The following is a 24,318-nucleotide window of genomic DNA, read 5'->3' as shown; positions in this document are numbered from 1 at the left end:
AATGAATTTTTCTGCTTTTTCGATTCGTCATCCAATACCGGCAATCTTGCTGTTTATTCTCTTGTCGATTGCTGGCGTTTTGTCGTTTCGGGCGATTGGTGTTCAGGATTTTCCGGACATTGAGCTGCCAATGGTGACAGTTGAAGCCAGCTTGCCCGGCGCTGCCCCCGCGACCCTCGAGACTGAGGTTGCGCGCAAGATTGAAAATTCAATTGCGACCTTGCAGGGTATAAAAAACTTATACACCAAGATCCTGGAAGGGACGGTTGTCATCACCGTTGAGTTCAATCTCGAAAAAAATGTGATGGAGGCAGTCAATGACGTACGGGATGCGGTGACGCGCGTGCGGGCGGACTTGCCTGCCGATGTCAAGGAGCCTACTGTTTTACGCACGACGACAGCCGGTCGTCCGCTCATGACCTATGCGCTCACCTCAAGTCGCTTAGACCAAGAGGGCTTATCTTGGTTTATTGACAATACCGTGACCAAGAATTTGTTGGCGGTGAGTGGAGTCGGCCGGGTCAAACGAATTGGGGGCTTGAGCAGAGAGATTCGTATTGAATTAGACCCGTCAAAAATGGCGGCTCTCGGTGTCGCCGCGTCCGATGTTTCTCGTCGACTTAAGCTAGTCCAGTTGGAATCGCCGGGCGGGCGGGGTGATATTGGCGGGGCAGAGCAGTCCGTTCGAACCATTGCGACGGCAGCGAGTGCGGCTGAGCTTAGTGATTTAGATATTCCGCTTTCAGACGGCCGCCGCGTGCGACTCGGACAGCTCGCGAAGATCGAAGACACGACTGCTGAGCGGCGGTCCATTGCCTTGGTGAATGGCAAGCCGGTGGTTGCTTTTGAAATTATGCGCAGCAAAGGCGCAAACGAGGTGTCGTTAGCCAGAGATGTGCATGAGGCGATCGCCTCACTAGCGTTAAAAAATCGTGATGTTGAATTCTCTGAGCAAATAAATAATGTGACAGCGACAGAGGAAAATTTTAATGGATCGATGCACCTGTTGTATGAGGGCGCGATCCTAGCTGTCTTGGTTGTTTGGTATTTCTTGCGGGATTGGCGCGCCACAATTGTCTCGGCGGCGGCACTTCCCCTGTCCATTTTGCCGGCTTTTCTTGGAATCTATTTGTTTGGCTTCACGCTAAACATGGTCACCCTGACGTCCTTGGCCTTGGTTGTTGGTATTTTGGTGGATGACGCGATTGTTGAGGTAGAGAATATTGCACGCCACCTTCGCATGGGTAAGTCGCCTTTTCAGGCTGCACTTGACGCTGCAGATGAAATTGGCATGGCCGTCATTGCAACCACCTTTGCGCTAGTCGCGGTATTTTTGCCTACCGCTTTCATGGATGGTGTGCCTGGTAAGTTCTTCAAACAATTTGGTTGGACGGCAGTGCTTGCGATTTTGGCCTCGCTGCTCGTCGCACGACTATTGACGCCGATGATGGCAGCCTACTTAATGAAGGCGACCAAAGCGAGCATTGAGCCCGAGAAGGATGGCTGGGTGATGCAGCGATACCTGACATCGGTGCAGTGGTGTTTAAGAAATAGATTCAAAACACTATTGATGGCGACTATTTTTTTTGTAGGCTCTTTGTCTCTCGTGCCGTTGCTCCCGAAGGGCTTTGTGCCGCCTGCAGACCGTGGCCAAACGATGGTCAATATTGAGCGTGCGCCAGGCAGCACGCTGGAAGATACCTTGCGTGCTGCTGAACGGGTACGCCTCAAGTTAGAGACTATGCCTGATGTCAAACGTATTTTTAGCGCTGTCGGAGCAGGTGTCTCCGGAGATGCTTTTGCACGAGGATCGGCCGCTGAAGTCCGTAAGGCTACGCTCACCGTAGAGTTGTCACATCGCTCTGACCGTAAGAAGAATCAGCAAGAAATCGAAGCAGACATCCGCGCATTACTCGGTCGCGAGCCCGGAGTGCGCATTACCGTTGGCCCACAGGATGTTGGCGTCAAGATGCAAATTGTCTTGCAAAGCGAAGATGCAATTGCCTTGAATAAGGCTGCGCAATCGGTTGAGCGCGACTTGCGTACGCTCAATGGCATTGGATCCGTGAATTCCTCAGCAAGCTTAGTGCGCCCCGAGCTTATTGTGCGGCCAAACTTCGCCCGCGCGGCAGACTTAGGCGTCACAGCGCAGAGCATCGCGGAGACTCTACGCGTGGCGACAAGCGGTGACTATGAGATTGGCTTAGCTAAACTGAATTTGTCCGAAAGACAGATTCCGATTCGTGTCAAACTTCCGGACGCTGTTCGTGCAGATATTTCCGCGCTTGAGCGATTGACGGTTCCCGGCCGTCTCGGTCCCGTTTTGCTGGGTAATGTTGTGACCTTTTCGATGGACAGCGGGCCAGCTCAGATCGATCGTCTCAATCGTAGTCGCAATGTCGTGCTCGATGTTGAGTTAGGTGGACGACCGCTGGGTGAAGTTTTTGCCGATGCGATGGCTTTGCCGAGTTTAATGAATCTTCCGGCTGGCGTTACGCGCGCGGAGCTTGGTGATACGAAGGAAATGCAGTCCTTGTTCGCTAGCTTTGGTCTTGCCATGGCCATTGGCTTGCTTTGTATTTACATGATTCTCGTTTTACTCTTTCATGACTTTCTACAACCGATTACGATCTTGGGTGCTTTGCCATTATCCATTGGCGGTGCTTTTGTTGCGTTATTGATGACAGGGATGAGTTTCTCGATGCCTTCTTTGATCGGGTTGCTCATGCTGATGGGGGTCGTGACTAAAAACTCGATCTTATTGGTCGAATATGCGATCACCGCGCGAAGACAAGGTTTAGAGCGCAATGCAGCTTTAATTGACGCGTGCCATAAGCGCGCTAGACCGATTGTCATGACGACGATCGCGATGACGGCCGGAATGCTTCCGATTGCGTTGGGTTGGGGATCGGATCCTAGTTTTCGTGCACCGATGTCTATCGCGGTGATTGGTGGTTTGATGACATCGACGCTTTTAAGCTTGCTTGTTATCCCTGCATTCTTTACCTATATCGACGATCTCGAAAGCTGGTTCGGGAAGATGCGTTTACGGTTTCAAAAGCTCTAAGCGCGCCTCAAGGTAAAAAATGCGGGACCTTGTGGCTGAAAGTCTGTCCAGGGTTTTCTGAGAGCGCTTAGGTTGTACACCGCGCCGAGTGGAATGTAAGGGACAGCTTCTAGCACTTCGGTTTGTATTTCCTGACTAATGGCCTGGCGTTGCGCGAGTGTTTTGGCGAATATCCAATTCTCTCTAAGTTTCTCCAGTGTTGCGTTAGTAGGCCACCCGAACCACCCTTGTTTGCCAGTTCCACGTATGGCGGGGTTGTTAATTGGATCAAGGTTGGCTGTGCCCACCAAGGCAGTAAATCCGATGTGCCAACCACCTTCGGAGGGATTGCTTTGGTTGTTGCGACGTTGCAGATAGCTGCCCCAGTTCATCGCGCGCAACTCTGTTTTCAAGCCCAGTTGTTTGAATAGATCTTCAGTTACGAGCGCGCATGCGTGATAGGGAGCGGTATCAACCGGATCCAAAATCACAATGGGTTGTCCTGTATAGCCCGCGTCTTTGATGAGCTTGCGTGCCCGAGCCAAGTCCCGTTTATTCGTCAGTTTTTCTAAGCCTGCGGGCGACGCCATCGGGGTGCCCGGAGCGAACACGCCGCATTTGTCATTCCAATATTCAGGGAAATCTGCGCCATTCGCTGCCATCATGTAGTCCGTTTGATTGATGACTGACAAAATGGCTTGACGCATAACTGGATTATCGAAGGGGGCGTGCAGATGATTAAATCTGAGAATAAAGATGGAGGGCAAAGGCGCTTTGATTAATGCAATCTGCTTATTCTTACGTAGTGTTGGGATGAACTCGTTATCGATAACTTCGATACCATCCACCTCGTTATTCTGTAGCGCTGCAACGGCCGTTGCGCGATCTGGAATGACTTGCCAGCGTACCTCGTCGATATGGACAATTTTAGGCCCCGCTGTATTACGAGCCTCTCCGGAAGTGCGCGCGCGATAGTCGGCTGACTTCTGGTAAACCACGTGTGAGCCAGATACCCACCTGGTGGGTAGGAATCGGAATGGGCCGCTGCCGACCACTTCTTTAATAGCAATATTATCTGGCGTATTTGCTAGGCGCTCTGGCATGATCGATGCGGCAGAGGAGGCAAGGGTGTAGCTTAATAACGAAAAGGGCCGCGTTAACTTAAACTCGATCGAACGGTCCGATGTTGCATTGATTGTCTCCACGGAAGAGAAAAGCGTTTGCCCTAGTAAGTTTCTGGCACCAAAACGCTTGATACTCGCAACAGCGTCTTGCGCACGGACAGGTGATCCATCGTGAAATCTAAGACCATCTCGTAAGTGCAATATCCACCGCAGTCCCTCTTGGTCTATATGCTCGCTCTCTATCATCTGAGGCTGTGGCTGATACCGATCATCGAGTCCATAAAGCGTGTCGAAGACCAACAGGGCATGGGTCGCGGTGATCGCTGCTGTGGTGTAGGTTGGGTCAAGTATTGAAAGGTCGCTAGCAGGTACCCAACGAAATACAGTTGTCGCTGGTTGCGCGAATAAGTAGGTTGGTAAAGTGCTTACGCCGGTCGCAACAGCAGTATGACAAATAAAGGTGCGGCGATCCATATGTCTTCCTGCGACGGGTTTTAGTGAATGAGGCTCCAGGCGCCGTTTTGGTTGAGTACGCGCCCCTCGTCCTGTAGTTTATCAAGATGGGCTTGAAGTGATCGCATAGCAACTTTGTGCAAGCGTTGGTCTGTGTCTGAGTAGGCGTGTTTGACGAGCTCTTCAAGCGACACTGGTTGTCCCGTTGTGCGCAGAGCCGCCAAGACTTTGTTTTCGCGACCTAAGCGATGAATGATGAGTCGTTCGACAATGTTGTTAACGTCGCTCAACAGAAAGCCGTGCCCAGGTGCCAGATAGTCAATCGGGTATGCAGTGATGAGCCTGAGCGAGTCGAGGTATTGCGCCATATTTCCGTCTGGCGGGTTAATCACGACAGTGGATCCTTGCATGACGTGATCCCCCGTAAAGAGGATTTTTTGACCTTCGTGCAAGAAGCAAACTTGATTCGAGGCATGGCCAGGCGTGTGGATCACGCGCAGGGTTGTACCCGCAAGCGTTAGAACTTGATTGTGTTCGACGATATGGTCCGGCGCAAAGGTTTGATCCTGATTCGGATAAGCCGGTGCAGGTCTACCGTAAACTTGCGCACCTGTTTTTTCTTTGAGGCTCTTGGCTGCAGGCGAGTGATCGATGTGCGTGTGCGTGCACAGAATCCACTTAATTGGAGCGTTTGCGGCCTTGATAATGTTCTGAATATGCTCTTCGAGCAGAGGGCCGGGATCAATCACGGCAACACCATGCTGAGCGTCGCCGATAAGATAGGTGTTGGTGCCTGGACCTGTCATCATCCCTGGGTTGGCGGCTGTCACACGCGTAATCGCCTCCCCGAGTGACACTGCTTGGCCTGGTTCGATATATGACTGCGCTGTCCCCTTGTTATTGGGATCAATTTTGCGCACCTCGGTATAGGCGAAATCGCCAGGAATTAAGATATGTTGCTCCCCGCCTCGTGCAGTCGCTGTGTAGGGGGCAATCAATGTTTTTGGTTTCGGTGTGCGTGCGTACTCTAGAAGTTCTTCCACAACGTTGAACGGACTCAAACTTTCGAGCGTTTTAATTGTCGGGAACATCAGCTCGATCGTGCCTGCCCGATTCATCTCAATGGCTTGCTCTGGTCGCACCCATACCTGTCCAACCGTTTCGTGGTTGTCTTGCACCGCAGTTTGTCCCTCGGGTGCTTGGGCGACGAAAAATCTGGTGTCGTAGCGCTTGGGTCGACCCGCCTGCGTAATCCAGTGGCTGTAATAGGCGATTTTGTCTGTGGCGGCTCTAAATTGCTCTGTCTTTAAGATGTCGGCGAAACTGAGCTTGTTTTGCGCCATTTCAAGCCTAAGCGTCGCCAGACGTTCAGCATCCTCACCCTGCAAGCGCACGAGGTCTTGCTCGTTGCGGTAGCCAAGCAGTAAGCCAGACTCTTCAAAACACTCTCTGATTGCTGCAATCCAATAGGCTAGCCCACCTTGTTCAATCCCAAGCATCTGGCTCGCGCGCTGATCATCTAAGTCAACGCAGAGCGAGGCAATCTCTGGATGGTGATCGGTCGGGTCTACTGCCCCTCCGGGAAAAACATGCATCCCTGTCGCAAAGTCCACAGCAGTCGTGCGCTGCATCATCAATACTTCAACGCCCTCAGAGCTGTTGCGGGCAAGAATAATGGTAGCGGCTGGGCGTGGCTTAACGTGTTGTTGAGTCATTGAGTCTGTTGCTATAGGCTATTTGCTGGGTGCTGGCACAACGGCGGTGCCAATCATGGAGTCCCGGGATACGAGTTCTGCAAGCTGCGCTTGGGTCATCCCCTCTGTACCTGCAGGTCGATTTGGTAACACTAGGAAACGTAAGTCTGCTGTACTGTCGGAGACACGCACCTCTACCTCTTCAGATAGCACGGTACCAAACTCTGCCAACACTTTACGCGGTTCAACAACGACACGAGACCGATAGTCCAGTGATTTGTACCAGGCAGGTGGAATGCCCAGCAGCATGCGTGGATAGCACGAACAAAGGGTACATACGACGACGTTGTGTACGGTGGGCGTATTTTCTAGAACAACCAGATCTAAAGGGGTTGTGATATCCAGTTCAAACGATTCATTGATTGCCTTGAGAGGATCAGCCAAGAGTTTTTTCTTAAACTCGGGTTCTGTCCACGCCTTTGCGACGATTTTTCCACCGATAGCCGGAGTCAGACTGTCCTGATAGTCGATCTGTCTGTGTAGTTCTGCGGCGCTAATGATGCCTTTTTCGTCAAGCAGTTCTCGTATAGCTGTTTGCAAAAGGACTTCGTAGCGGTCATACCCGTCATCGTCATCCGGGGCGGGTGGTGAGTGTGGGTGGCTGTGTGCCTTGTCGTGATCATGATCGTGATCGTGATCGTGATCGTGATGATGTGAGCCGCTCATTTTTTTTCTCCAGCAATCGCTTCGATCCAGTGTTCGTAAATATCAGCAACAACGGTATCGTTCTTGCTGCCAGCATAGTTTGGCCAAACATCAATTTGTTTGAATTTGACGCGATACAAAATACGCATGGGTAAACCTGGTTTATGAAAAGCGAGTAGGGATGGGTCCCGAAAGAGACCACGGACCTCTGCAATTTCGCCTGGTGCGCCGCGCAAGTAGTACGGGGTGCGACAGTGTGCTTCGGGTGGTTGCTTTCTGATGCGTACTGCAGCGCCAAGCGGGAGTGCGTGTCCAGGGCGAGGAGGGATTGCGTTCATAGCTTCCCCGTCTTTGCTAGGCGAACCCGAAGCTCAGCGATACGATCATCAATCTCTTTTGCTGTGACAAGTTGCTGCTCGATGATGAGGTCTCGTACGGCCCGAATCCACTTGTCGTAATAAAGCATGCTCTTGTAGTCTTCGGCGGTATTGGATTCAATCGCACGCCGCATGGCATCGCTGCTGAACACGCCAAGCCTTGGACCGGAGAGTATTTTTTGCAGTGCGTCGACGCGCTTCTCGTGAAGCGTACTGGGGTGCTCGTCTAAACAGACGGGACCGGCGGGTTGGCCGCCAAGATCATTCACTTTTCTTTCCATGGTGCTCGCTCGTTTGAATATGCCGATGCTAAAGCTCAGTCAAGGCTAAGGCGTAGTCTGATTCTATTATCTTGTGAGGTAATCTGCCCGTGATTTGTGGTGTTGCATTGCAACAATATCGTGTGGTAACTGAAATATGTAAAAATCGTGGCTTGATCCCCGATTGGAAGAACTGCTGTGAGCGACTATTTCTACGAACCAAGTAAAGGCCACGGCCTGCCGCATAACCCATTCAAAGCAATTGTGGCGCCTCGTCCGATTGGCTGGATTTCAAGCATCGACAAGCAAGGAAGGGTGAATTTAGCCCCCTACAGCTTTTTCAATGCGTTCGCCGAAACTCCTCCTATCATCGGCTTCTGTACGAGCTTTGTTCGCAAAGATAGCGTGAACAATATCGATGAAACAGGCGAGTTTGTCGCAAACTTTTGTGGCGCCGACTTAGCCCAAGAGATGAACATCACGTCCGCCTCAGTGGATCCCGGCGTCGATGAAATGAAGTTGGCAGGTTTGGATGCGGAAGCCTCGACGCTGGTCAAGCCCCCACGCATCAAAAATGCGATTGCTGCGTTGGAGTGCAAACTGATTAATACAACCCAACTGACTAACGCCAAGGGTGAGTTAATTAACACTTGGCTCACGCTCGGCGAGGTGATTGGCGTACATATCAATCCCGCCTTTCTAAAGGATGGAATTTTTGACACGGCGGCAGCTCGTCCGCTAGGCCGTTGTGGCTATCAAGGTGATTACGTCGAAGTCAACACGCTGTTTGAAATGATTCGACCCAAAGAGTACAAGCCAGCTAAGTAATCGCTCGGTAAGTCGTGTAGGCCCCGAGTACGAGCAGCGTCACAAAAAAGTATCTACGAAATTGGTCTTGGGCAATGCGTTGACGCAAAGCCTGACCAATAAACATGCCTATGAAGGCGGGAATCAACGCCAGCAGAGAGGTGGTAGCAATCGCTACGCGAAACTCACCCGTCACGAGCAAGCCGATCGCGAGTGCGCAGGACGATATCGTGAAAGACAAGCCCAGCGCTTGAATCAAATCATCTTTTTTGAGTCCCAACGAGGTGAAGTAAGGCGCAACAGGGAGGGCTGAAATGCCAGTGGCACCCATTAAGACGCCGGTGATGACCCCCGTGACCGGTGATAGCCAACGCTCGGTGTGTGGGGCAATGTCGATTTTGGCAGAACTCAGGCCATAGAGGCCATAGCAGACAAGGACCGCTCCTAGTACGGCTGTGACGATGTCGGTGTTACCAAAGACGATGAAGCTCACGCCAAACGGTGTTCCTATACAAATTCCCAAAAGCAACGTACCAAAACGTTTGAGCAACCCCCGAAAGTTTGGTCCGGCGATTAATTGCCAGACGTTTGTAATCAGGGATGGAAGTACAAGCATTGCTGCCGCTTCAACCGGTGCAATCACAAGCCCGAGGAGCCCGATGGCAATGGTGGGTAGTCCCATGCCGATCACGCCTTTGACCAGGCCTGCCAAAATGAAAATGGCAGTGACTAAAATAATGGCGGTTACTGATATCGATTCGGTCATGGGGCATTAAAATTCATAAAGTCGAGCCGTTAGATTAATCCACAATTAAGGTGTTTCATTGCAATTGTCCTCACTGCCGCCAATCATTGTGTCTCCGAGTGCGTGGATAGGTCCACGCGTGTCTGCGGACGATGCATGGATATATCGATTGGATGATCAAGAGTTACGGGAACTCGAACGCGCGGCTCAGCAATACTTGGAAAGAAGTGATGACATCAGCAAGATTCGGCGAGAAGACTTTGTATTGCCGACGCTGGGTAAGCGGCTGCGTCGCATACACGAGGCGCTGATCCACGGGGCCGGTTTTGCGTTGCTTCGCGCTTTGCCAGTATCAACATGGTCGAGGTCGGTGACTGCTGCGGTTTTTTTTGGAATTGGTCAGCATCTAGGTTTCGCACGTCCGCAGAATGCTCGGGGCCATGTGCTTGGTCATGTGATTGATATGGGGCTACGGGCTGATGACCCGAACGTTAGGATTTATCAGACGCATGCCCGACAAACGTTTCACACGGACTCAAGCGATATTGTTGGCCTTGTTTGTTTGCAGCAAGCACGCAGCGGTGGGGACTCTGCCTTGGTGTCATCGAATACGATTTATAACGAGATGCGTCGTGACTATCCCGAACTAGTCAAAGCGTTATTTGATCCGCTTGCGACCGATCGGCGAGGTGAAGTTGCCGCCGGACAAAAACCTTTTTTTGAAATCCCGGTGTTTACTTGGCACGAGGGGATGATGTCGACGATTTATCAGCGGCAATACATTGACTCTGCGCAAAGATTTGATGATGCCATGCGCTTGACGCCGTTGCATGTCGAGGCGCTCGATTGTTTTGACGCCTTGGCCAATGACGCACGGCTTAATTTTTTAATGCGGCTGGAATCGGGTGATATGCAGTTTGTACACAATCACACGCTTTTGCATGACCGAACCGCCTTCGAGGACTGGGCGGAACCCGAGCGTAAGCGACACCTATTAAGGCTTTGGTTGTCATCGCCCGAGGCGCGTCCGTTACCCGAAGTCTGGGCGCAGCGGTATGGAACGGTAGAGACGGGCCTACGAGGAGGAGTCACCATACCGGAGGCGGCCTGGAATGCGCCGCTCGATCCGGTTTAAGCGTTAGCTATTGAGAGCTTAGTCAGCGTAACCAGGGAGTTCGCGATCTAAGACACGCATCATCGCTTCAAAGTAAAGATTGTCACGCGTGTCGCGGTCATGCCGGTCATCGGGGGCCGGTCGTTTGACAGCCGCAATGACATCATCCGATAAAATTTTGATCGACTTGCCAGTGCTCATCGCGAGCACCTGCGCACGGCAAATACGCTCGAGTTTATAAAGACGCTTATACGCTTGCGCCACCGTGTCGCCGACTACAAGCACGCCGTGATTTTTCATAAACAACACTTTTTTATCGCCTATTGCCGCAGCTAACCGTTCTCCTTCATCGAGAAAGTCAGCGGTGCCTGTGTAAGTGTCGTCGTAGGCGATGATGCCATGATAAAACGCAGCGGTTTGGCTTGCGGCTAGTAGACGATTGTCTTCTAGCATGTTGAGCGTCACGGCCCAGTTTTGGTGGGTATGCAGTACAACGTTGGCGCCGGTGATACGGTGAATGGGGGCGTGGATGCATTGCGCTGAAAGCTCAACGACTCCCTCTCCCTCGAGCGTTTCACCTTTTTCGTTGAAAACCATCATGTCACTGGCGCGAGCCTCTGACCAATGGCGACCAAAGGGGAGTATCAGGAAGCGATCCTTGTGCCCGGGCACCGTCATCGTGAAGTGGTTGTCGATACCTTCGTGCAAATCGTCTAAGACGGCCAGTCGATTTGCTGCAGCGAGATGTATTTTGGCTTGCCGGACGGCATCAAGATGTTGCTTCGTGTTGAGGTTGTGCACGGACATGATGTATCCCTATTCTATTGTTGGAAAGAAAATGTTGAATGGTTAAGCGCCTTGGCGCTCGCGAGTAATGTCTGGCAAGAACCACGCGACGATACCAAGTGCTGGTAGGTAGGAACAAATTTGGTAAACGGTAGAAATTCCGTACGCGTCAGCCAAGCCTCCCATGATTGCCGCGCCGAGTCCACCGAGGCCGAACGCAAAACCAAAGAACATACCTGAGACGAAGCCGACTCGGCCGGGAAGCACCTCGTGCGCATAAACCAGAATCGCTGGAAAGGCAGAGGCTGTTAGTAAGCCGATGATGATCGTCAAGACTCCCGTCCAAAACAGGTCTGCATAAGGCATTGCCATCGTGAAAGGTAGGACGCCTAGAATTGAAATCCAGATCATGGGGCGGCGGCCAATGCGATCCGTGAGCGCTCCTCCTAGCAAGGTTCCAACGGCGATCGCTGCCATAAAAATAAAGAGCTGGACCTGCGCGGCCTGTACCGGCAGATTGAAGCGTTCAATTAAGTAAAAGGTAAAGAAGGACGTCAGGCTAGAGCTATATACATTCTTCGAAAACAACAACACCATTAAGACGGTGATGAGAAACAGCACCCTGCCACGCGAAAGCGATCGCAAGCCTTGCGCTGCTTGGGCGGCTGCCTGTGCGCGTGGTTTGATGTGGGCGCGATACCAACCACCAACACGCGTAAGAAGTGCCATGGCGATTAAGGCTGCCACGGAAACCCAGGCAATTGCACCTTGCCCATGCGGCAAAACGATAAAGGCCGCGAGCAAAGGTCCAACTGCTTGCCCAAGGTTGCCGCCTACTTGAAACAGCGCTTGTGCAGTACCAAAACGTCCGCCTGAGGCCATGCGTGCCACACGCGATGCCTCTGGATGAAAGATCGCTGAGCCTGTCCCGACCAAGGCTGCGGCAAACAGCACCGCTGCGTAGCTTTGAGCCACAGAGAGCAGCAGTAATCCAATCAGTGTGGACCCCATGCCAATCGCTAAGGAGAAGGGCATGGGTCGCTTGTCGGTGTAGGCGCCGACCGTGGGCTGGAGTAAAGAAGCCGTCAACTGAAAAGCCAGGGTAATCAGACCGATCTGCGTGAAGTCGAGATCAAACTCTTCTTTCAGTAAGGGGTAGAGCGCTGGGATGAGCGACTGAATCAGATCGTTCAGTAGATGGCATACGCTGAGCGCTACCAAAATCGGCATCGCGGCAGCCTGAGCGCTTGGCGTTGATGGAGGAGGTGTGTTGCTGGTCGGCGAGGCTGCAGTGTTCATCGCCTGATTCTAAGCAGGCAGAGGTCGTTTTGGCAACAGATTATCCGCACGGGGCATTGATTCGGATCAGATGCCCCGCGCTTGGGACTATTTGGCAGCGAGGGGATCCCCTAATATCACCGACTCGTAGGCATGTAAGGCGGTCGCGCCTCCCGTGTGTAAAAACAGCACATTGTCCTCTGGTTTGAAAAAGCCCTTACGGGAAAGTCCAATGAGTCCGGCCATAATTTTTCCGGTGTAGACCGGATCCAGCAAAATCGCCTCGGTACGCGCCAGCATTTGCACGGCTTCCACCATGGCAGGGTTAGGTACCGAATATTTGGGACGCCACCAGTCCCCGTGCGAGACGACCGCCTCCTGTGGCACGCGAATTCCTGTTTGTAAGAGATCCATAATCGCTTGCGCCTCTTTAAGGACAAGAGGGTTCTGGTCTGACGGGTCTCGGCTAACGCCGATGCCCACCAAGGGGATCCGAATATTGTTGCCAAGGAAGCCTGCAACGAGTCCACCGTGTGTGCCAGAGCTGCCGGAACCCACGACCACGTAATCCATTGGTTGGCCCATCTCAAAGAGTTGCTGCTGTAACTCTTGGGCACAAGCGACATAGCCCAGCCCGCCAACGGCATTGGAGCCACCCCCTGGGATGATGTAGGGCTTGCGGCCCTGGCTGCGGGCTTCGGCTGCCATTTTTTCCATGGCCTCAGCCATGTTCGTGCCGCCCGGGACAACAGTAATCGCTTCGACTCCCAACAGGCGATACATGAAGTTATTGCCACTGGCGTTTGGATCGTAACTGTTGGGTACCCGCTCCTCAATGACGAATCGGCATTTCAGGCCCTCTTTGACGGCCGCCGACAGCGTGATACGGCAATGGTTCGACTGGGGCGCACCGCAGGTAATCAACGTATCTGCACCCTTGGCTAGAGCGTCGCCCATCAAGAACTCAAGCTTGCGTGTCTTATTGCCGCCCGGGGCGAGTCCCAACATATCGTCGCGTTTAATCCAGACTTTTGGGCCGCCCAGCGCGCGAGTGAAATTCGGTAAGAATTCGATGGCAGAAAAGCCCTCGGTATATTGACGGCGGGGAAAGCGACTGAGATCCATGATGACTCCGGAAGTATTGTGATTGTTCTTGGGCGCAAGCAAGGTGCAACATGGGCACCAGAGTGGCGCTCATCGCAAGCCAATGTATACCTGAGGACAAACACTTGCCAAGCATTAATTAAGAATTCGGTTATTTTTGTTGACCTTTTGTTGCTGAGTCGATAGCATCAATCCGTCTTCTTGTATTTGACGTCCCGCACATCACATGTTTGCTTACACCATCCGTCGATTGTTGATGACGATTCCGGTCATGTTAGTCGTCGCGATCTTTGTGTACGGTTTGCTTGACCTCGCCCCAGGTGACCCGGCAGTATTTCTTGCTGGGGATGATGCGACGCTTGAAGATATCGCGCGCATCCGGATGACCTTGGGCTTAGATCAGCCTTTCTACCAGCGTTTCGCCATGTGGCTTGGCAGGGTCTTGCAGGGGGATCTAGGTGTCTCGCTCTTTACGGGCGTTTCAGTGACGGCAATGATCGAGCAACGCATGGCTCCGACCTTTACGTTGATGCTCATGACTTTGTGCGTTTCTGTGATGATTGCGATTCCGCTGGGCGCCCTTGCGGCATGGCGCCACAACAGAGCCTATGATCGAGGCGTCATGATTTTGGCAGTCTTGAGTTTTTCCCTACCGACCTTTGTTGTAGGCTACATCCTAGCGTGGGGGTTGGGGATTGAGTTGCGTTGGCTACCTGTGCAGGGTTACGTGCCTTATTCGCAAGGTGTATGGGCCTCGATTAAGACCTTGATCCTGCCGACTCTTGCATTGAGTAGTGTGTATGTAGCGCTGATCACACGTATCACCCGCGCCACTTTACTTGAAACCTTGTCCCAAGATTACGTACGCACTGCGCGCGCCAAGGGTGTGGATAACAAGAATATCCTGTTTAAACATGCGCTCAAGAACTCAGCCATACCGATTGTGACGGTGATTGGTAGCGGTGTCGCGCTGCTCATTAGCGGAGCTGTGGTGACGGAAACCGTATTTTCGATCCCAGGTCTTGGTCGGCTCACCGTGGATGCCATTCTGCGTAAAGATTACCCGATCATTCAAGGTGTGATTCTGTTATTTAGCTTTATGTATGTGTTGGTGAACTTGCTAATCGATCTCTTGTATCGTGTGTTTGATCCGAGGATTAAATACTGATGCGTAAATGTTTCCAATTTCTCTTTAGGCATCCAACAGTCGCATTGGGCGGCACCTTGCTGTTAGCGCTCATTTTTATGGCGATCTTCGCGCCCTGGATTGTGAGTAAGGATCCGATGGCCTTGTCACCCATTCATCGCGCCCGCGTGCCCAGCGAGCAGTTCTTGTTCGGAACCGATCTGTTGGGTCGAGATGTCTTTGCGCGAGTGGTCTATGGTGCCCGCGTATCACTCATTGTAGGCTTCACCGTCGCCTTACTCTCTGCAGTGATTGGCACGATCATTGGCCTGACCTCTGGTTTTGTGCGCTGGGTTGACGCGATCGTGATGCGGATCATGGATGGGTTGATGTCCATTCCAACAATACTTTTAGCAATCGCCTTGATCGCTCTCACGCGTGCCTCTTTGGAGAATGTGATTATCGCTATCACGATCGCCGAAGTGCCTAGAGTCGTGCGCCTTGTGAGGGGACTGGCGTTATCGCTACGGGAGCAACCCTATGTTGAGGCGGCCATTGCCGCAGGCGCATCACCGGTACGGGTCGTTTTTAAGCATATCTTCCCGAACACGATTGCAGCGCTCACTGTACAAACAACATATATCTGTGGTCTGGCGATCTTGGCCGAGGCGAGTTTGTCTTTCATTGGTGCTGGTGTGCCGCCTTCGATCCCCTCTTGGGGAAACATCATGGCTGAGGGGCGTGCCTTATGGCAAATCAAGCCGCACATGATTGCGTTCCCAGCGGTATTCTTGTCTATCACGATTCTTTCGATCAACATGCTCGGTGACGGCTTGCGTGATGCGATTGATCCCCGCATGGCAAAGAGGATTTGAAATGAGCCCGTCAAATCCGCCTGTGAGGTCCTCCGGTGCTCGCGTGCTGGATGTTAAGGGTCTGTCTGTCACGTTCGGTGCGGGCCCGGGTATGGTGCGTGCTGTGCAATCTTTGGACTTGCAACTCGATCGTGGTGAAACGCTCGCGATCGTTGGAGAGTCCGGATCCGGAAAGTCCGTCACGTCTCTTGCATTGATGCGCTTGGTCGAATACGGCGGTGGAACGATTACAGAGGGATCGATGCATTTGCATCGTGCGAATGGGCAGTCAGTAGACTTGCGTCAAGCGAGCGATGAGGCCATGCGGTCCTTGCGCGGTGCGGACTTAAGCATGATCTTCCAAGAGCCGATGACCTCGCTTAATCCTGTTTTTACGGTAGGTTCGCAGCTCACTGAGGCGATCATGTTGCATCAGCCGGGCGATCACTCCACTGCAACGGCGACCGCGATTCGAATTTTGGATCAAGTACGTATACCCGACGCAAAAGCCATGATGGGGCGCTACCCGCATGAGTTATCCGGGGGGATGCGTCAACGTGTCATGATCGCGATGGCATTGTCGTGCAAGCCGTCGGTATTAATTGCTGACGAGCCAACGACTGCGTTGGATGTCACGATTCAGGCACAAATTTTGCAGCTCATTCAATCTCTTCAGAAGGAGATGGATATGGGCGTCATATTTATTACGCACGATATGGGTGTCGTAGCCGAGGTCGCAGACCGCGTTATGGTGATGCGCCATGGCAAGGTGGTGGAGCAGAATGATGTGTACACATTGTTTGCTAATCCAACGCATCTCTATACAAAGACGCTGCTCGCTGCTGTCCCAAAGCTTGGTTCTATGCGTGGAACACATGAGCCGATGCGTTTTGATTTGCCTCTACAAGAGGGCGACGCAGACCGCGCTCGTCCAGAGGTGCGTCATGTTAAGCACAGCGAACGAACCGCTGAGGGTGTGCATACAAGTCCGGTGATACTGAGCGTTAAAAATCTTGTGACGCGCTTTGATATTCGAGGTGGCATTTTCTCGCGCGTCGTCAAGCGTGTGCATGCCGTGGAGCAGGTGAGCTTCGACTTGCATGAAGGGGAGACACTCTCTCTGGTCGGTGAGTCGGGTTGTGGCAAGACAACCACCGGCCGTTCCTTAATGAGTCTGACAAAAATAACATCGGGCCAAATCTCATTTGCTGGAAAGCCTATTGTGCAGTCCAGTGCGAGCGCGCTACGTGAACTCCGTCGGAATGTACAGTTTGTTTTCCAAGATCCCTTTGCATCGCTGAATCCTCGGATGCGAATCGGTGAGTGTATAAAAGAGCCTCTCATCATTCAGGGGTTGGCTCACGGTGCGCAGGCTGACCGCCGCGTCGCTGAGCTCATGGAACGTGTTGGTTTGGATCCTGCGACGATTAACCGCTGGCCTCATGAATTTTCTGGTGGACAGCGGCAGCGTATTTGCATTGCCCGTGCGCTCTCTGTCAATCCGAAGGTACTCATCGCTGACGAGGCGGTATCGGCCTTGGATGTTTCGATTCGAGCGCAGATCGTGAATCTATTGATTGATCTGCAGGATGATTTGGGTATTTCCTATTTGTTTATCTCTCATGATATGGCGGTGGTGGAGCGGGTTAGTCATCGCGTGGCCGTGATGTATCTGGGCCAAATTGTTGAGCTTGGCCCTCGCAATGTGATCTTTGAGAATCCCCAACACCCCTACACGCGAAAGCTAATGGCTGCCGTGCCGATCGCCGACCCCACGGTTCGGCGCGCACGTAACCTTGAGCTGTCTGAAATCCCGAGCCCTGCAAGAGCGCTGAATGATCTGCCCGTGGTCGAACCATTGGTGCAGATCGGTGAAGGACACTTTGTCGCAAAACACAAGATTGGTGGTATGTATTGATGTAGTCAACACAGGAGCATACAGATGGATCGTAGAAAATTTTTAGTGACATCCTCAGCCTCGGTCGCAGCACTCACGTCTCCGCAGGTACTAAAAGCGCAGGGCGCTGCGCCCGCCAAGCTGTTTCGCTGGGTGCCGCATGCGGATTTAACGATCCTCGACCCTATGTTTAGCACGGTGTTTATCACGAATATCCATTCACAGCTGGTTTTTGACACGTTGTATGGTCTGGACAATCAGTATCAACCGCATCCCCAAATGGCGGCAGGTCACGTCATGGATCCTTCCGGTTTGCTTTGGAAAGTGATGCTGCGTGATGGTTTGAAGTTTCATGATGGTTCGCCTGTCCGCGCGGCGGACGCCGTGGCGAGCTTGAATCGATGGGCTAAAAAGGATCTGATGGGACGCTCCTTGATGGAGTCAACCGAAAGCCTGACTGCTGTGGATGACAAGACGATTGAATTCAAGCTTAAAAAGCCGTTCCCTTTGTTGTTGCACGCCATTGCACGTCCAACAGGCAGTATGGCGTGCATCATGCCGGAAAAGCTTGCCCTGACGCCAGATAATGTACAAGTAAAAGTGATGAATGGCTCTGGCCCGTTTCGCTTTTTACATGATCAGTGGGTTTCAGGTTCGCAGGCGGTCTATCAGCGCTTTACAGATTATGTTCCCACGCGCGATAAGGCCAAGCCCGAGTTCACCTCCGGCCCGAAAGTCGTTCATATCGAGCAAGTGCGCTGGCAGATTATTCCCGACCGTGCGACCTCAATTGCGGCTCTACAAAACAATGAAGTCGATGGTGTAGAGCAAGTTGATAGTGACTTTCTGCCCATCCTAAAGAAAGATAAGAACATCACCCTTATCAAGCGTACGCTACCGTCGATCTCGCTGATGCGTTTTAATCATTTGCATGCCCCCTTTAATAACAAACTGATGCGTCAGGCGATTTTGGCTGCCGTCAGTCAGACTGAGTACATGATGGGTATGAATGGGCCTGACTTCCCTGAGTACTGGGATGATAAGTGTGGGGTATTTGTTCCAGGCTCGCCCATGGACAGCAAAGCTGGCATGGAAAAAATCACCGGTAAGCGCGATTTGGCGCGCGCACGTGCGATGATCAAAGAGGCTGGTTACAAAGGTGAAACGGTCGTGATTCTTGACCCGGTTGATTACCCTGTGTTTCATACCGCCGCATTGATGACAGTCGATCTCTTTAAGAAGCTTGGGATTAAAACGGATTTGCAGGCGATGAACTGGGGTACGTTGATGCAGCGGCGCAATAGCCAAGAGCCACCATCGGCAGGCGGCTGGAACGTGACCTTCACGGCGATTACTGGCTCAAATAATTTGGATCCTGCAGGACACTTGGCGATACGCGGATCTGGTCAGAAGGCATGGTTCGGCTGGCCAACCAGCGAGCGAATCGAGCAACTCAGACTTGATTGGTTCAATGCCACAAGCCTTGAGGCGCAAAAGAAGATTTGCAGTGAGTTACAGCTCCAAGTGTTTGAAGATGTCCCGTACATACCTTTAGGCGCGACCTATCAAGTGTCTGCCCTGCGTAAGGGCTGGGTAGATTTTCAAGAGCAAATGCCCTTGTTCTATACGTTACGCAAAGCTTAATAAGCAGGAGTCCTTGAGATGCCTAAGTCAAACCCCAAGATTGCCCTTACGGGTTTCGCCCTTGAGGCGAATGCTTTTTCTCCAGTTTCGATTCGTGAGGATTTCACGCGCTCGTGTTGGCGAGAAGGTGAGGAGATTACTGAGCTCGCCCGTCAGACCAGTAATCTGCCAGCCGAAGTGACTGGGTTTTACGCGCGCATGGATGAAATGGGTCCTTGGGTACCGGCGCCGACGATCGTGATCGGAGCGCCTCCTGGCGGGCCGGTGACGCGTGAGGTCTGGGAAGAGTTTATGTCCAAGCTGGACAAAAGCTTGCGTGCGGTATTACCCGTGGACGCTGTCTTTGTGGCCAATCACGGCGCTTCAAGCGCGGAACATCTCGATGACACTGAGGGTGACATGATGGAGCTCATCCGCTCTATTGTGGGCCCGAGTGTGCCGATCGTGGCGACGCATGATTTGCATTGCAACGTGTCGGAGCGGACAGTCGATGCGCTGGATGGTTTGATCAGTTATCGCACCAATCCGCACGTTGATCAGCGTGAGCGTGCGGCGGAAGCAGCCGATTTGCTCAAGGAGATTCTGAATGGCGTTCAAACGAAAAAGGCTTTTATTCGTCTGCCCATCACGCCTCCCTCAGTGACTTTATTGTCGGCGCGCGGCCCGTATGCAGATTTAATCAAAATGGGGACGGCAATGATGCAGAAGCCGTCCGAAGGCCCGATTGCAAACGTTTCGGTGTCGGCTGGTTTTGTGTTTTCAGATTTACCTAAGTGCGGGATTACGATCTGTGTCACCTCGCGCGGTGATCTAGCCGCTGCACAGCGGTGTGCAATAAAAATTGCGCGCGCGGCATGGGCCGATCGTGCACGCTATGTTCCAGACATGCTTGAAGTGCCCGAGGCAGTAGCGCGGGCGCGCGATACGAAAGTTCCTTTACTGTTTGCCGATGTGGCAGACAATCCTGGTGGCGGCGGCCGGGGTAACACAGCCTGGATGCTTAAGGCTTTTAATGACGCGAAGATTCCAGGTGTCGTCTTAGGTGTATTCGTAGACCCTGAGTTGGCGCAGCAGTGCCATGCCGCTGGTGAAGGGAACACGTTTGATGCCGTGTTCAACGCAACTGAAAGTAAGTTTTCCAAGCGTTACGAAGCGCGTGCGCGTGTCATCAAATTATCGGATGGTGAGGGCACCGGTCGCCGTGGAGTGATTGGCGGAAAGAAATTTTCGCTTGGCCCCTCAGCACTGATTGAGTTGGTTGATACAGGAACGCGAGTCGTTGTTGGCAGCTTGCGTCGACAGTTGTGTGAGCCCGCGATGCTAGAAATGCATGGGCTCGATATTTCAAAAATCCGTATCTTGATCGTCAAGAGCCGTGGTCATTACCGTGCAGGCTTCGACGAGTTCTTCTCTGAAGATCGAATTCTGGATGTGGATAGCCCAGGACTCACCACGCCTAACTTAAAGAATGTTGATTTCAAGCGTTTGCCTCGCCCTGTATGGCCGATTGATCAGAATGCAGTATTCACTGAGCCTAGCTGGGCGAAGGGGCTGTAGCACGTTATAGCGATGTAAGTGTTGGGTAGGGGCCGTCTAGCAGTGTGTGCGTCTCAAGGACTGTGCGCGCCACCTGTTTACGGCTTATTTTTCCCTGGGGGTTGCGAGGCAACGCATCGAGCGCCGCAAACAGGCGGGGACGTTTGTGTTTAGACATCGCTTCAAGAAGTTGTAGGCATTGTTCTTCCCATCCTGCTTGCGCGCCTTCAGCAACGGCGGTGATGATCTCCCCCCAGTAATCAGAGGCAAGTGATGTTACGCATATCTGACCACACAGTGTGTTGGCGGCGAGCGCGACTTCGATTTCATCGGGATTAACGCGATAGCCGCCTGTCTTGATGACGTCTGCGACACGGCCCGTTAGTACGAGCCGGCCTGCTGCATCAACATAACCAAGGTCGCCCGTATTGTGCCAGCCATCTGGTTCATGTGGTTTGAAACCGTTGGCATCGATGAGTCCAGCCGACATATGCGGAGCACGCAGTAGAATTTCGCCGTGTGGTTCGTCTTCTGAAAGAGCTTCTTGGATCTTGATTTCTACACCGCTAGCGGGCCATCCGACGCAGGCACCGGCTGGAATGTCTTCTGCGGTCAAGTAGTCGTGTGATGCGTTGGGTTCCAGAACCGTAATTGGATTAATGCACTCCGACTTTCCGTAGGTGATCCGTACTTTGGGTCCGAACATCGCACAAGCTCGCTTGTAGAGAGCAGGTGTGAGTGGCTGCGTACCGGTAAACACACAGCGAACCTCGGGATAGGTTGCGCCTGCAAGTGCTGCGGTAATTTTTGCCAAGACAGTCGGTGGAGCGAATATCGCGTCTAGTGATTTTTCATCGAGCAGTGGTTTAATCTTTGCTATGTCGACGCCATCGTGTAAGACGATGGTCCCGCCGTGATCAAGCCAAGCAAACGTCAGAAGAGAGGCTCCGTGTACAAAAGGAGTCATCAAGAGGATTCTTTGTCCTAGGCTTGGCACAAAGGGTAGAGACGCCTTAAGCAGTTGCTCTCCGGTCCAGCGCGCTTGCTGGGTGTACAACACTCCTTTGGGTTTGCCGGTTGTTCCAGAGGTAAACAAGATGCGCGCCGGGGCACTCGCCGAGCAGGGTGGAAGCGGCTGTTCGGCCTGGCTTGGCGTCGCGATGCTCGTGGTTCGCACACAGCTTAAGTCGAGTGCCTGCAGTTCGCTTTCACGTTGCTCAAGTGAGACAACGAATTTCACCTTGGCGAGTTGGGCACACCATTGGAGTTCATCCGTTGTGTAACCCCAGCTCAGCGGTGTTTCACAAGCGCCTGATAGGCGTACCCCGTAGGATACCCAGACGGCATCAGTGCTGTTGGGCACGAGCGTCCCAACGGGCTCGCCTTCTTGGATACCAAGCTCCTGCAAGTGCGCTGCAAGCGCATGGGCGCGTCGATTTAGCTCGGCATAGTTTAGTGAGTTTCCGTGGCCATCGATCGCTGCGATATGTTGACCAAAGCGTTGGGATAGGACATTGAGTTGGGCTGACCAAGCAACTGGAGTAATTGTGGGGGCTGTAAAGTTCATTGAGTTAGTGTAATGGAGCATAGGTTTCCCCTCGATTTTATGATTCAATCAAGCTTGAAATACTTACAGCACCGCAATCTCGACGAATAAAATAAAGGGGAAAACATGACAATAGCGAAAAAGAGCAGTGAGACGACCGCAACCGGTGTGACTCAACCCAATCGTGCACGACGCTCGCTAGTTGGAGCGGCAGCGATCTCAGCCGTGGGGGCTGGCCTGGGCTTGCCGCTGGTGGCGCAGGCGCAGGGCGCTTATCCAAATCGGCCGTTGAAAATAGTGATTCCTTGGCCTCCCGGGCAAGCGACTGATTTGGTGGGTCGTGCAATCGGAATGGGTTTAACAAAGGTGCTCGGTCAAACGGTGGTGGCCGATAACAAGGCTGGTGCGGGCGGCACAATTGGAACCGATATCGTGGCCAAAGCCCCCGCTGATGGGTACACGCTTCTTGCTGCGTCCGCCGGACCCGTATCGGTCGCGCCTTTATTGCAGAAGACGCCTTACGATGTATCGAAAGACTTCACGGCGATCGCGCTAACTGGTCTTTCGCCGTATGTTTTGGTGACCAATCCGAACTTTCCAGCGAAGACTGCCGCTGAGTTCGTGAAGCTCGTGAAAGCGAATCCGGATAAATATACGTTTGCGACGTCTGGCACGGGGGCAACGGCCCATTTGGTCGCGGAGGCGTTTAATGCCGCCTTAGGCTTGAAGGCGGTGCATGTTCCGTACAAAGGCTCCTCGCCTGCGTTAGCAGATGTGCTCGCTGGCCGAGTGGACTACTGCTTGGAAACAGCGGCGGCCACGATGCCTTTTGTTAAAGACGGTCGTTTGAAGGGCTTGGGTGTTTCGCTGGAAAAGGGGAGTATTGTCACGCCCGGTATCCCTGCGCTTGCGACGGCGGTCAACATCCCTGGCTTTAATCTCGGAGCTTGGGCAGGACTGATGGGGCCGGCAGGCTTACCTGCAGACGTAGTCGATCGTCTTGCTAAAGCAATGCGTCAAGTCATGCAGTCTGACGAACTTAAAGAACTCTTTATGCGAATTGGAATTGAAATTGACTTCCGTGAGCAGGCAGACTTTTTGAAGTACTTGGAAGCCACCCGGGTCCAGTTCACCGACGTGATCAAGCGCAACAACATCAAGCTTGAAGGGACTTAACGGCAAGCTGAGCGTTTCATCATGCTCTAAAGGCCTGCATGCTGCGGCGCAACATGCAGGCCTTTTGTTTACCCTCAGAGTCTGGGTGTACTTGGCACAAGGGGGTGATCATATAGAATAGAATTACCCAACTAAATGAATGAAAAGGTTCAAAAAATGACCGGGGAAGCGACATGAGTGAAATGCGTTTTGAGCAACCAAAGACCGCTGAGGCGGCGTCGGCCTTGCTGGCAAGTACACAAGGCTTGGCAAAAGTTCTCTCTGGTGGAACGGATCTTCTGATCCACATGCGTAACGGAAACATCAAGCCAGAGCTGGTGCTGGACGTTAAAGCAATCGCCGAGATGAACACCATTGCCGTGGAAAATGGTGGCTATCGTTTTGGTGCTGCGGTGTCATGCATGCAGCTGCTAGAAAACGAGGCCTTTGCAAACACTTGGCCCGGCGTGATTGATGGCGCGAACCTCGTGGGTTCGATTCAAGTGCGTGGCCGTGCAACGGTTGCGGGCAATTTGTGTAACGCCTCGCCTGCTGCCGATACAGTACCTGCCATGATTGCCGCGGGTGCGATTGCGAGCGTTGTGGGTCCCGCGGGTCGCCGTGAAGTTCCGGTCGAGCAGATTCCTGCCAGTCCAGGTAAGACAACACTTGCGAAGGGCGAATTGATTGTTTCGTTCTTTCTGCCTAAGCGTCCGGCGCATTCGGGCGACGCTTATCTGCGCTTTACGCCACGCTCTGAAATGGATATCGCTGTCGTCGGTGTCGGCTTGAGCCTGACCTTAGATGACAAAGGTGTCTGTACCGCCGCGCGTGTGAGTCTGGGTGCTGTCGCTGAACGAGCGCTGCTCGTGCCAGAGGCCGCAGCGGCGCTGATTGGGACCAAAGTTGACGAGGCTGCTTTAGCAAAGCTTGCTGCTGCAGCAAGCGCTGCCGCACGTCCAATCGACGATAAGCGCGGTACCAAAGAATTCCGAATCAAAATCGCTGGTGTGTTGGCAAGACGCGCAGCAGAAAAAGCGCTAGCTCGCGCCAAAGGGAACAAATAA

Annotated in this window: 20 protein-coding genes; 10 read left to right on the top strand and 10 right to left on the bottom strand. The window is 52.7% G+C overall.

The window, feature by feature from the left end:
- The first annotated feature begins 1 nt into the window (after position 1).
- Positions 2–3,067 (top strand): efflux RND transporter permease subunit, encoded by a 3,066-nt coding sequence (locus KZZ10_RS08850; RefSeq protein ID WP_259661156.1) that lies wholly within the window; start codon positions 2–4, stop codon positions 3,065–3,067.
- Here KZZ10_RS08850 and KZZ10_RS08845 read toward each other — a convergent pair.
- Genes KZZ10_RS08845 through KZZ10_RS08825 form a run of 5 tightly spaced genes read right to left on the bottom strand, consistent with a single transcriptional unit; the run spans position 3,064 to position 7,668 of the window.
- Positions 3,064–4,644 carry an ABC transporter substrate-binding protein gene (locus KZZ10_RS08845; protein ID WP_259661155.1) on the bottom strand — a complete coding sequence of 527 codons (1,581 nt, stop codon included), beginning with the start codon at positions 4,642–4,644 and terminating at the stop codon, positions 3,064–3,066. The genes KZZ10_RS08850 and KZZ10_RS08845 overlap by 4 nt on opposite strands.
- Positions 4,645–4,664: 20 nt before the next feature.
- A complete protein-coding gene (locus KZZ10_RS08840) occupies positions 4,665–6,338 on the bottom strand; it encodes an MBL fold metallo-hydrolase (protein WP_259661154.1) in 1,674 nt (557 codons plus the stop codon).
- Positions 6,339–6,356: 18 nt separating this feature from the next.
- The gene (locus tag KZZ10_RS08835) at positions 6,357–7,043 is read right to left on the bottom strand and encodes a nitrile hydratase subunit alpha (protein WP_259661153.1); all 687 of its coding nucleotides are present in this window, start codon (positions 7,041–7,043) and stop codon (positions 6,357–6,359) included.
- Positions 7,040–7,360: an SH3-like domain-containing protein gene (locus KZZ10_RS08830; protein ID WP_259661152.1), complete on the bottom strand. Its 321-nt coding sequence runs from the start codon at positions 7,358–7,360 to the stop codon at positions 7,040–7,042. The genes KZZ10_RS08835 and KZZ10_RS08830 overlap by 4 nt, the downstream gene beginning before the upstream one ends.
- Positions 7,357–7,668, bottom strand: a complete 312-nt coding sequence (locus KZZ10_RS08825) for a nitrile hydratase subunit beta (RefSeq protein ID WP_259661151.1) — start codon at positions 7,666–7,668, stop codon at positions 7,357–7,359. Before KZZ10_RS08825 ends, KZZ10_RS08830 begins: the two co-directional genes overlap by 4 nt.
- A 189-nt stretch (positions 7,669–7,857) precedes the next feature.
- Here KZZ10_RS08825 and KZZ10_RS08820 point away from each other — a divergent pair, with 189 nt between their 5' ends.
- On the top strand, positions 7,858–8,487 hold the full coding sequence (locus KZZ10_RS08820) for a flavin reductase family protein (protein WP_259661150.1): 630 nt from the start codon (positions 7,858–7,860) through the stop codon (positions 8,485–8,487).
- Here KZZ10_RS08820 and KZZ10_RS08815 read toward each other — a convergent pair.
- Positions 8,480–9,232 (bottom strand): sulfite exporter TauE/SafE family protein, encoded by a 753-nt coding sequence (locus KZZ10_RS08815; protein WP_259661149.1) that lies wholly within the window; start codon positions 9,230–9,232, stop codon positions 8,480–8,482. The two genes, KZZ10_RS08820 and KZZ10_RS08815, sit on opposite strands and share 8 nt — an antisense overlap.
- 58 nt (positions 9,233–9,290) lie before the next feature.
- Between KZZ10_RS08815 and KZZ10_RS08810 the strand changes: the two genes are divergently transcribed.
- A complete protein-coding gene (locus KZZ10_RS08810; protein ID WP_259661148.1) occupies positions 9,291–10,346 on the top strand; it encodes a TauD/TfdA family dioxygenase in 1,056 nt (351 codons plus the stop codon).
- 18 nt (positions 10,347–10,364) lie between these two features.
- On the opposite strand, the gene KZZ10_RS08805 is transcribed toward KZZ10_RS08810, so the two are convergent.
- The 3 genes from KZZ10_RS08805 to cuyA form a co-directional block, all read right to left on the bottom strand.
- Entirely contained in the window at positions 10,365–11,132 is a 768-nt protein-coding gene (locus tag KZZ10_RS08805; protein WP_259661147.1) for a class II aldolase/adducin family protein, read from the bottom strand.
- A gap of 42 nt (positions 11,133–11,174) precedes the next feature.
- A complete protein-coding gene (locus KZZ10_RS08800; protein WP_259661146.1) occupies positions 11,175–12,410 on the bottom strand; it encodes an MFS transporter in 1,236 nt (411 codons plus the stop codon).
- Between the two features lie 87 nt (positions 12,411–12,497).
- On the bottom strand, positions 12,498–13,514 hold the full coding sequence (gene cuyA / locus KZZ10_RS08795; RefSeq protein ID WP_259661145.1) for a D-cysteate sulfo-lyase: 1,017 nt from the start codon (positions 13,512–13,514) through the stop codon (positions 12,498–12,500).
- A gap of 205 nt (positions 13,515–13,719) precedes the next feature.
- Here cuyA and KZZ10_RS08790 point away from each other — a divergent pair, with 205 nt between their 5' ends.
- The 5 genes from KZZ10_RS08790 to KZZ10_RS08770 are packed head-to-tail and all read left to right on the top strand — an operon-like array spanning position 13,720 to position 20,571.
- Entirely contained in the window at positions 13,720–14,661 is a 942-nt protein-coding gene (locus tag KZZ10_RS08790) for an ABC transporter permease (protein ID WP_259661144.1), read from the top strand.
- Positions 14,661–15,494: an ABC transporter permease gene (locus KZZ10_RS08785; RefSeq protein WP_259661143.1), complete on the top strand. Its 834-nt coding sequence runs from the start codon at positions 14,661–14,663 to the stop codon at positions 15,492–15,494. The genes KZZ10_RS08790 and KZZ10_RS08785 overlap by 1 nt, the downstream gene beginning before the upstream one ends.
- 1 nt (position 15,495) lies before the next feature.
- Positions 15,496–17,391, top strand: coding sequence for a dipeptide ABC transporter ATP-binding protein (locus KZZ10_RS08780; protein WP_259661142.1), 1,896 nt, complete (start codon positions 15,496–15,498; stop codon positions 17,389–17,391).
- Positions 17,392–17,415: 24 nt separating this feature from the next.
- Positions 17,416–19,014, top strand: coding sequence for an ABC transporter substrate-binding protein (locus tag KZZ10_RS08775; protein ID WP_259661141.1), 1,599 nt, complete (start codon positions 17,416–17,418; stop codon positions 19,012–19,014).
- 18 nt (positions 19,015–19,032) lie between these two features.
- Entirely contained in the window at positions 19,033–20,571 is a 1,539-nt protein-coding gene (locus tag KZZ10_RS08770; protein WP_259661140.1) for a M81 family metallopeptidase, read from the top strand.
- Positions 20,572–20,575: 4 nt separating this feature from the next.
- Here the strand turns inward: KZZ10_RS08770 and KZZ10_RS08765 are convergent, their stop codons facing one another.
- Positions 20,576–22,138 (bottom strand): class I adenylate-forming enzyme family protein, encoded by a 1,563-nt coding sequence (locus KZZ10_RS08765; RefSeq protein ID WP_259661139.1) that lies wholly within the window; start codon positions 22,136–22,138, stop codon positions 20,576–20,578.
- 84 nt (positions 22,139–22,222) lie between these two features.
- Here KZZ10_RS08765 and KZZ10_RS08760 point away from each other — a divergent pair, with 84 nt between their 5' ends.
- The gene (locus tag KZZ10_RS08760; RefSeq protein ID WP_259661138.1) at positions 22,223–23,272 is read left to right on the top strand and encodes a Bug family tripartite tricarboxylate transporter substrate binding protein; all 1,050 of its coding nucleotides are present in this window, start codon (positions 22,223–22,225) and stop codon (positions 23,270–23,272) included.
- A gap of 173 nt (positions 23,273–23,445) precedes the next feature.
- Positions 23,446–24,318, top strand: coding sequence for an FAD binding domain-containing protein (locus tag KZZ10_RS08755; RefSeq protein WP_259661137.1), 873 nt, complete (start codon positions 23,446–23,448; stop codon positions 24,316–24,318).

The organism is Zwartia hollandica (assembly GCF_019923725.1).
GTDB classification, from domain to species: Bacteria; Pseudomonadota; Gammaproteobacteria; order Burkholderiales; family Burkholderiaceae_B; genus Zwartia; species Zwartia hollandica.
Note: the sequence above shows the minus strand (reverse complement) of the source record. Positions and strands in the feature narration are given on the sequence as shown.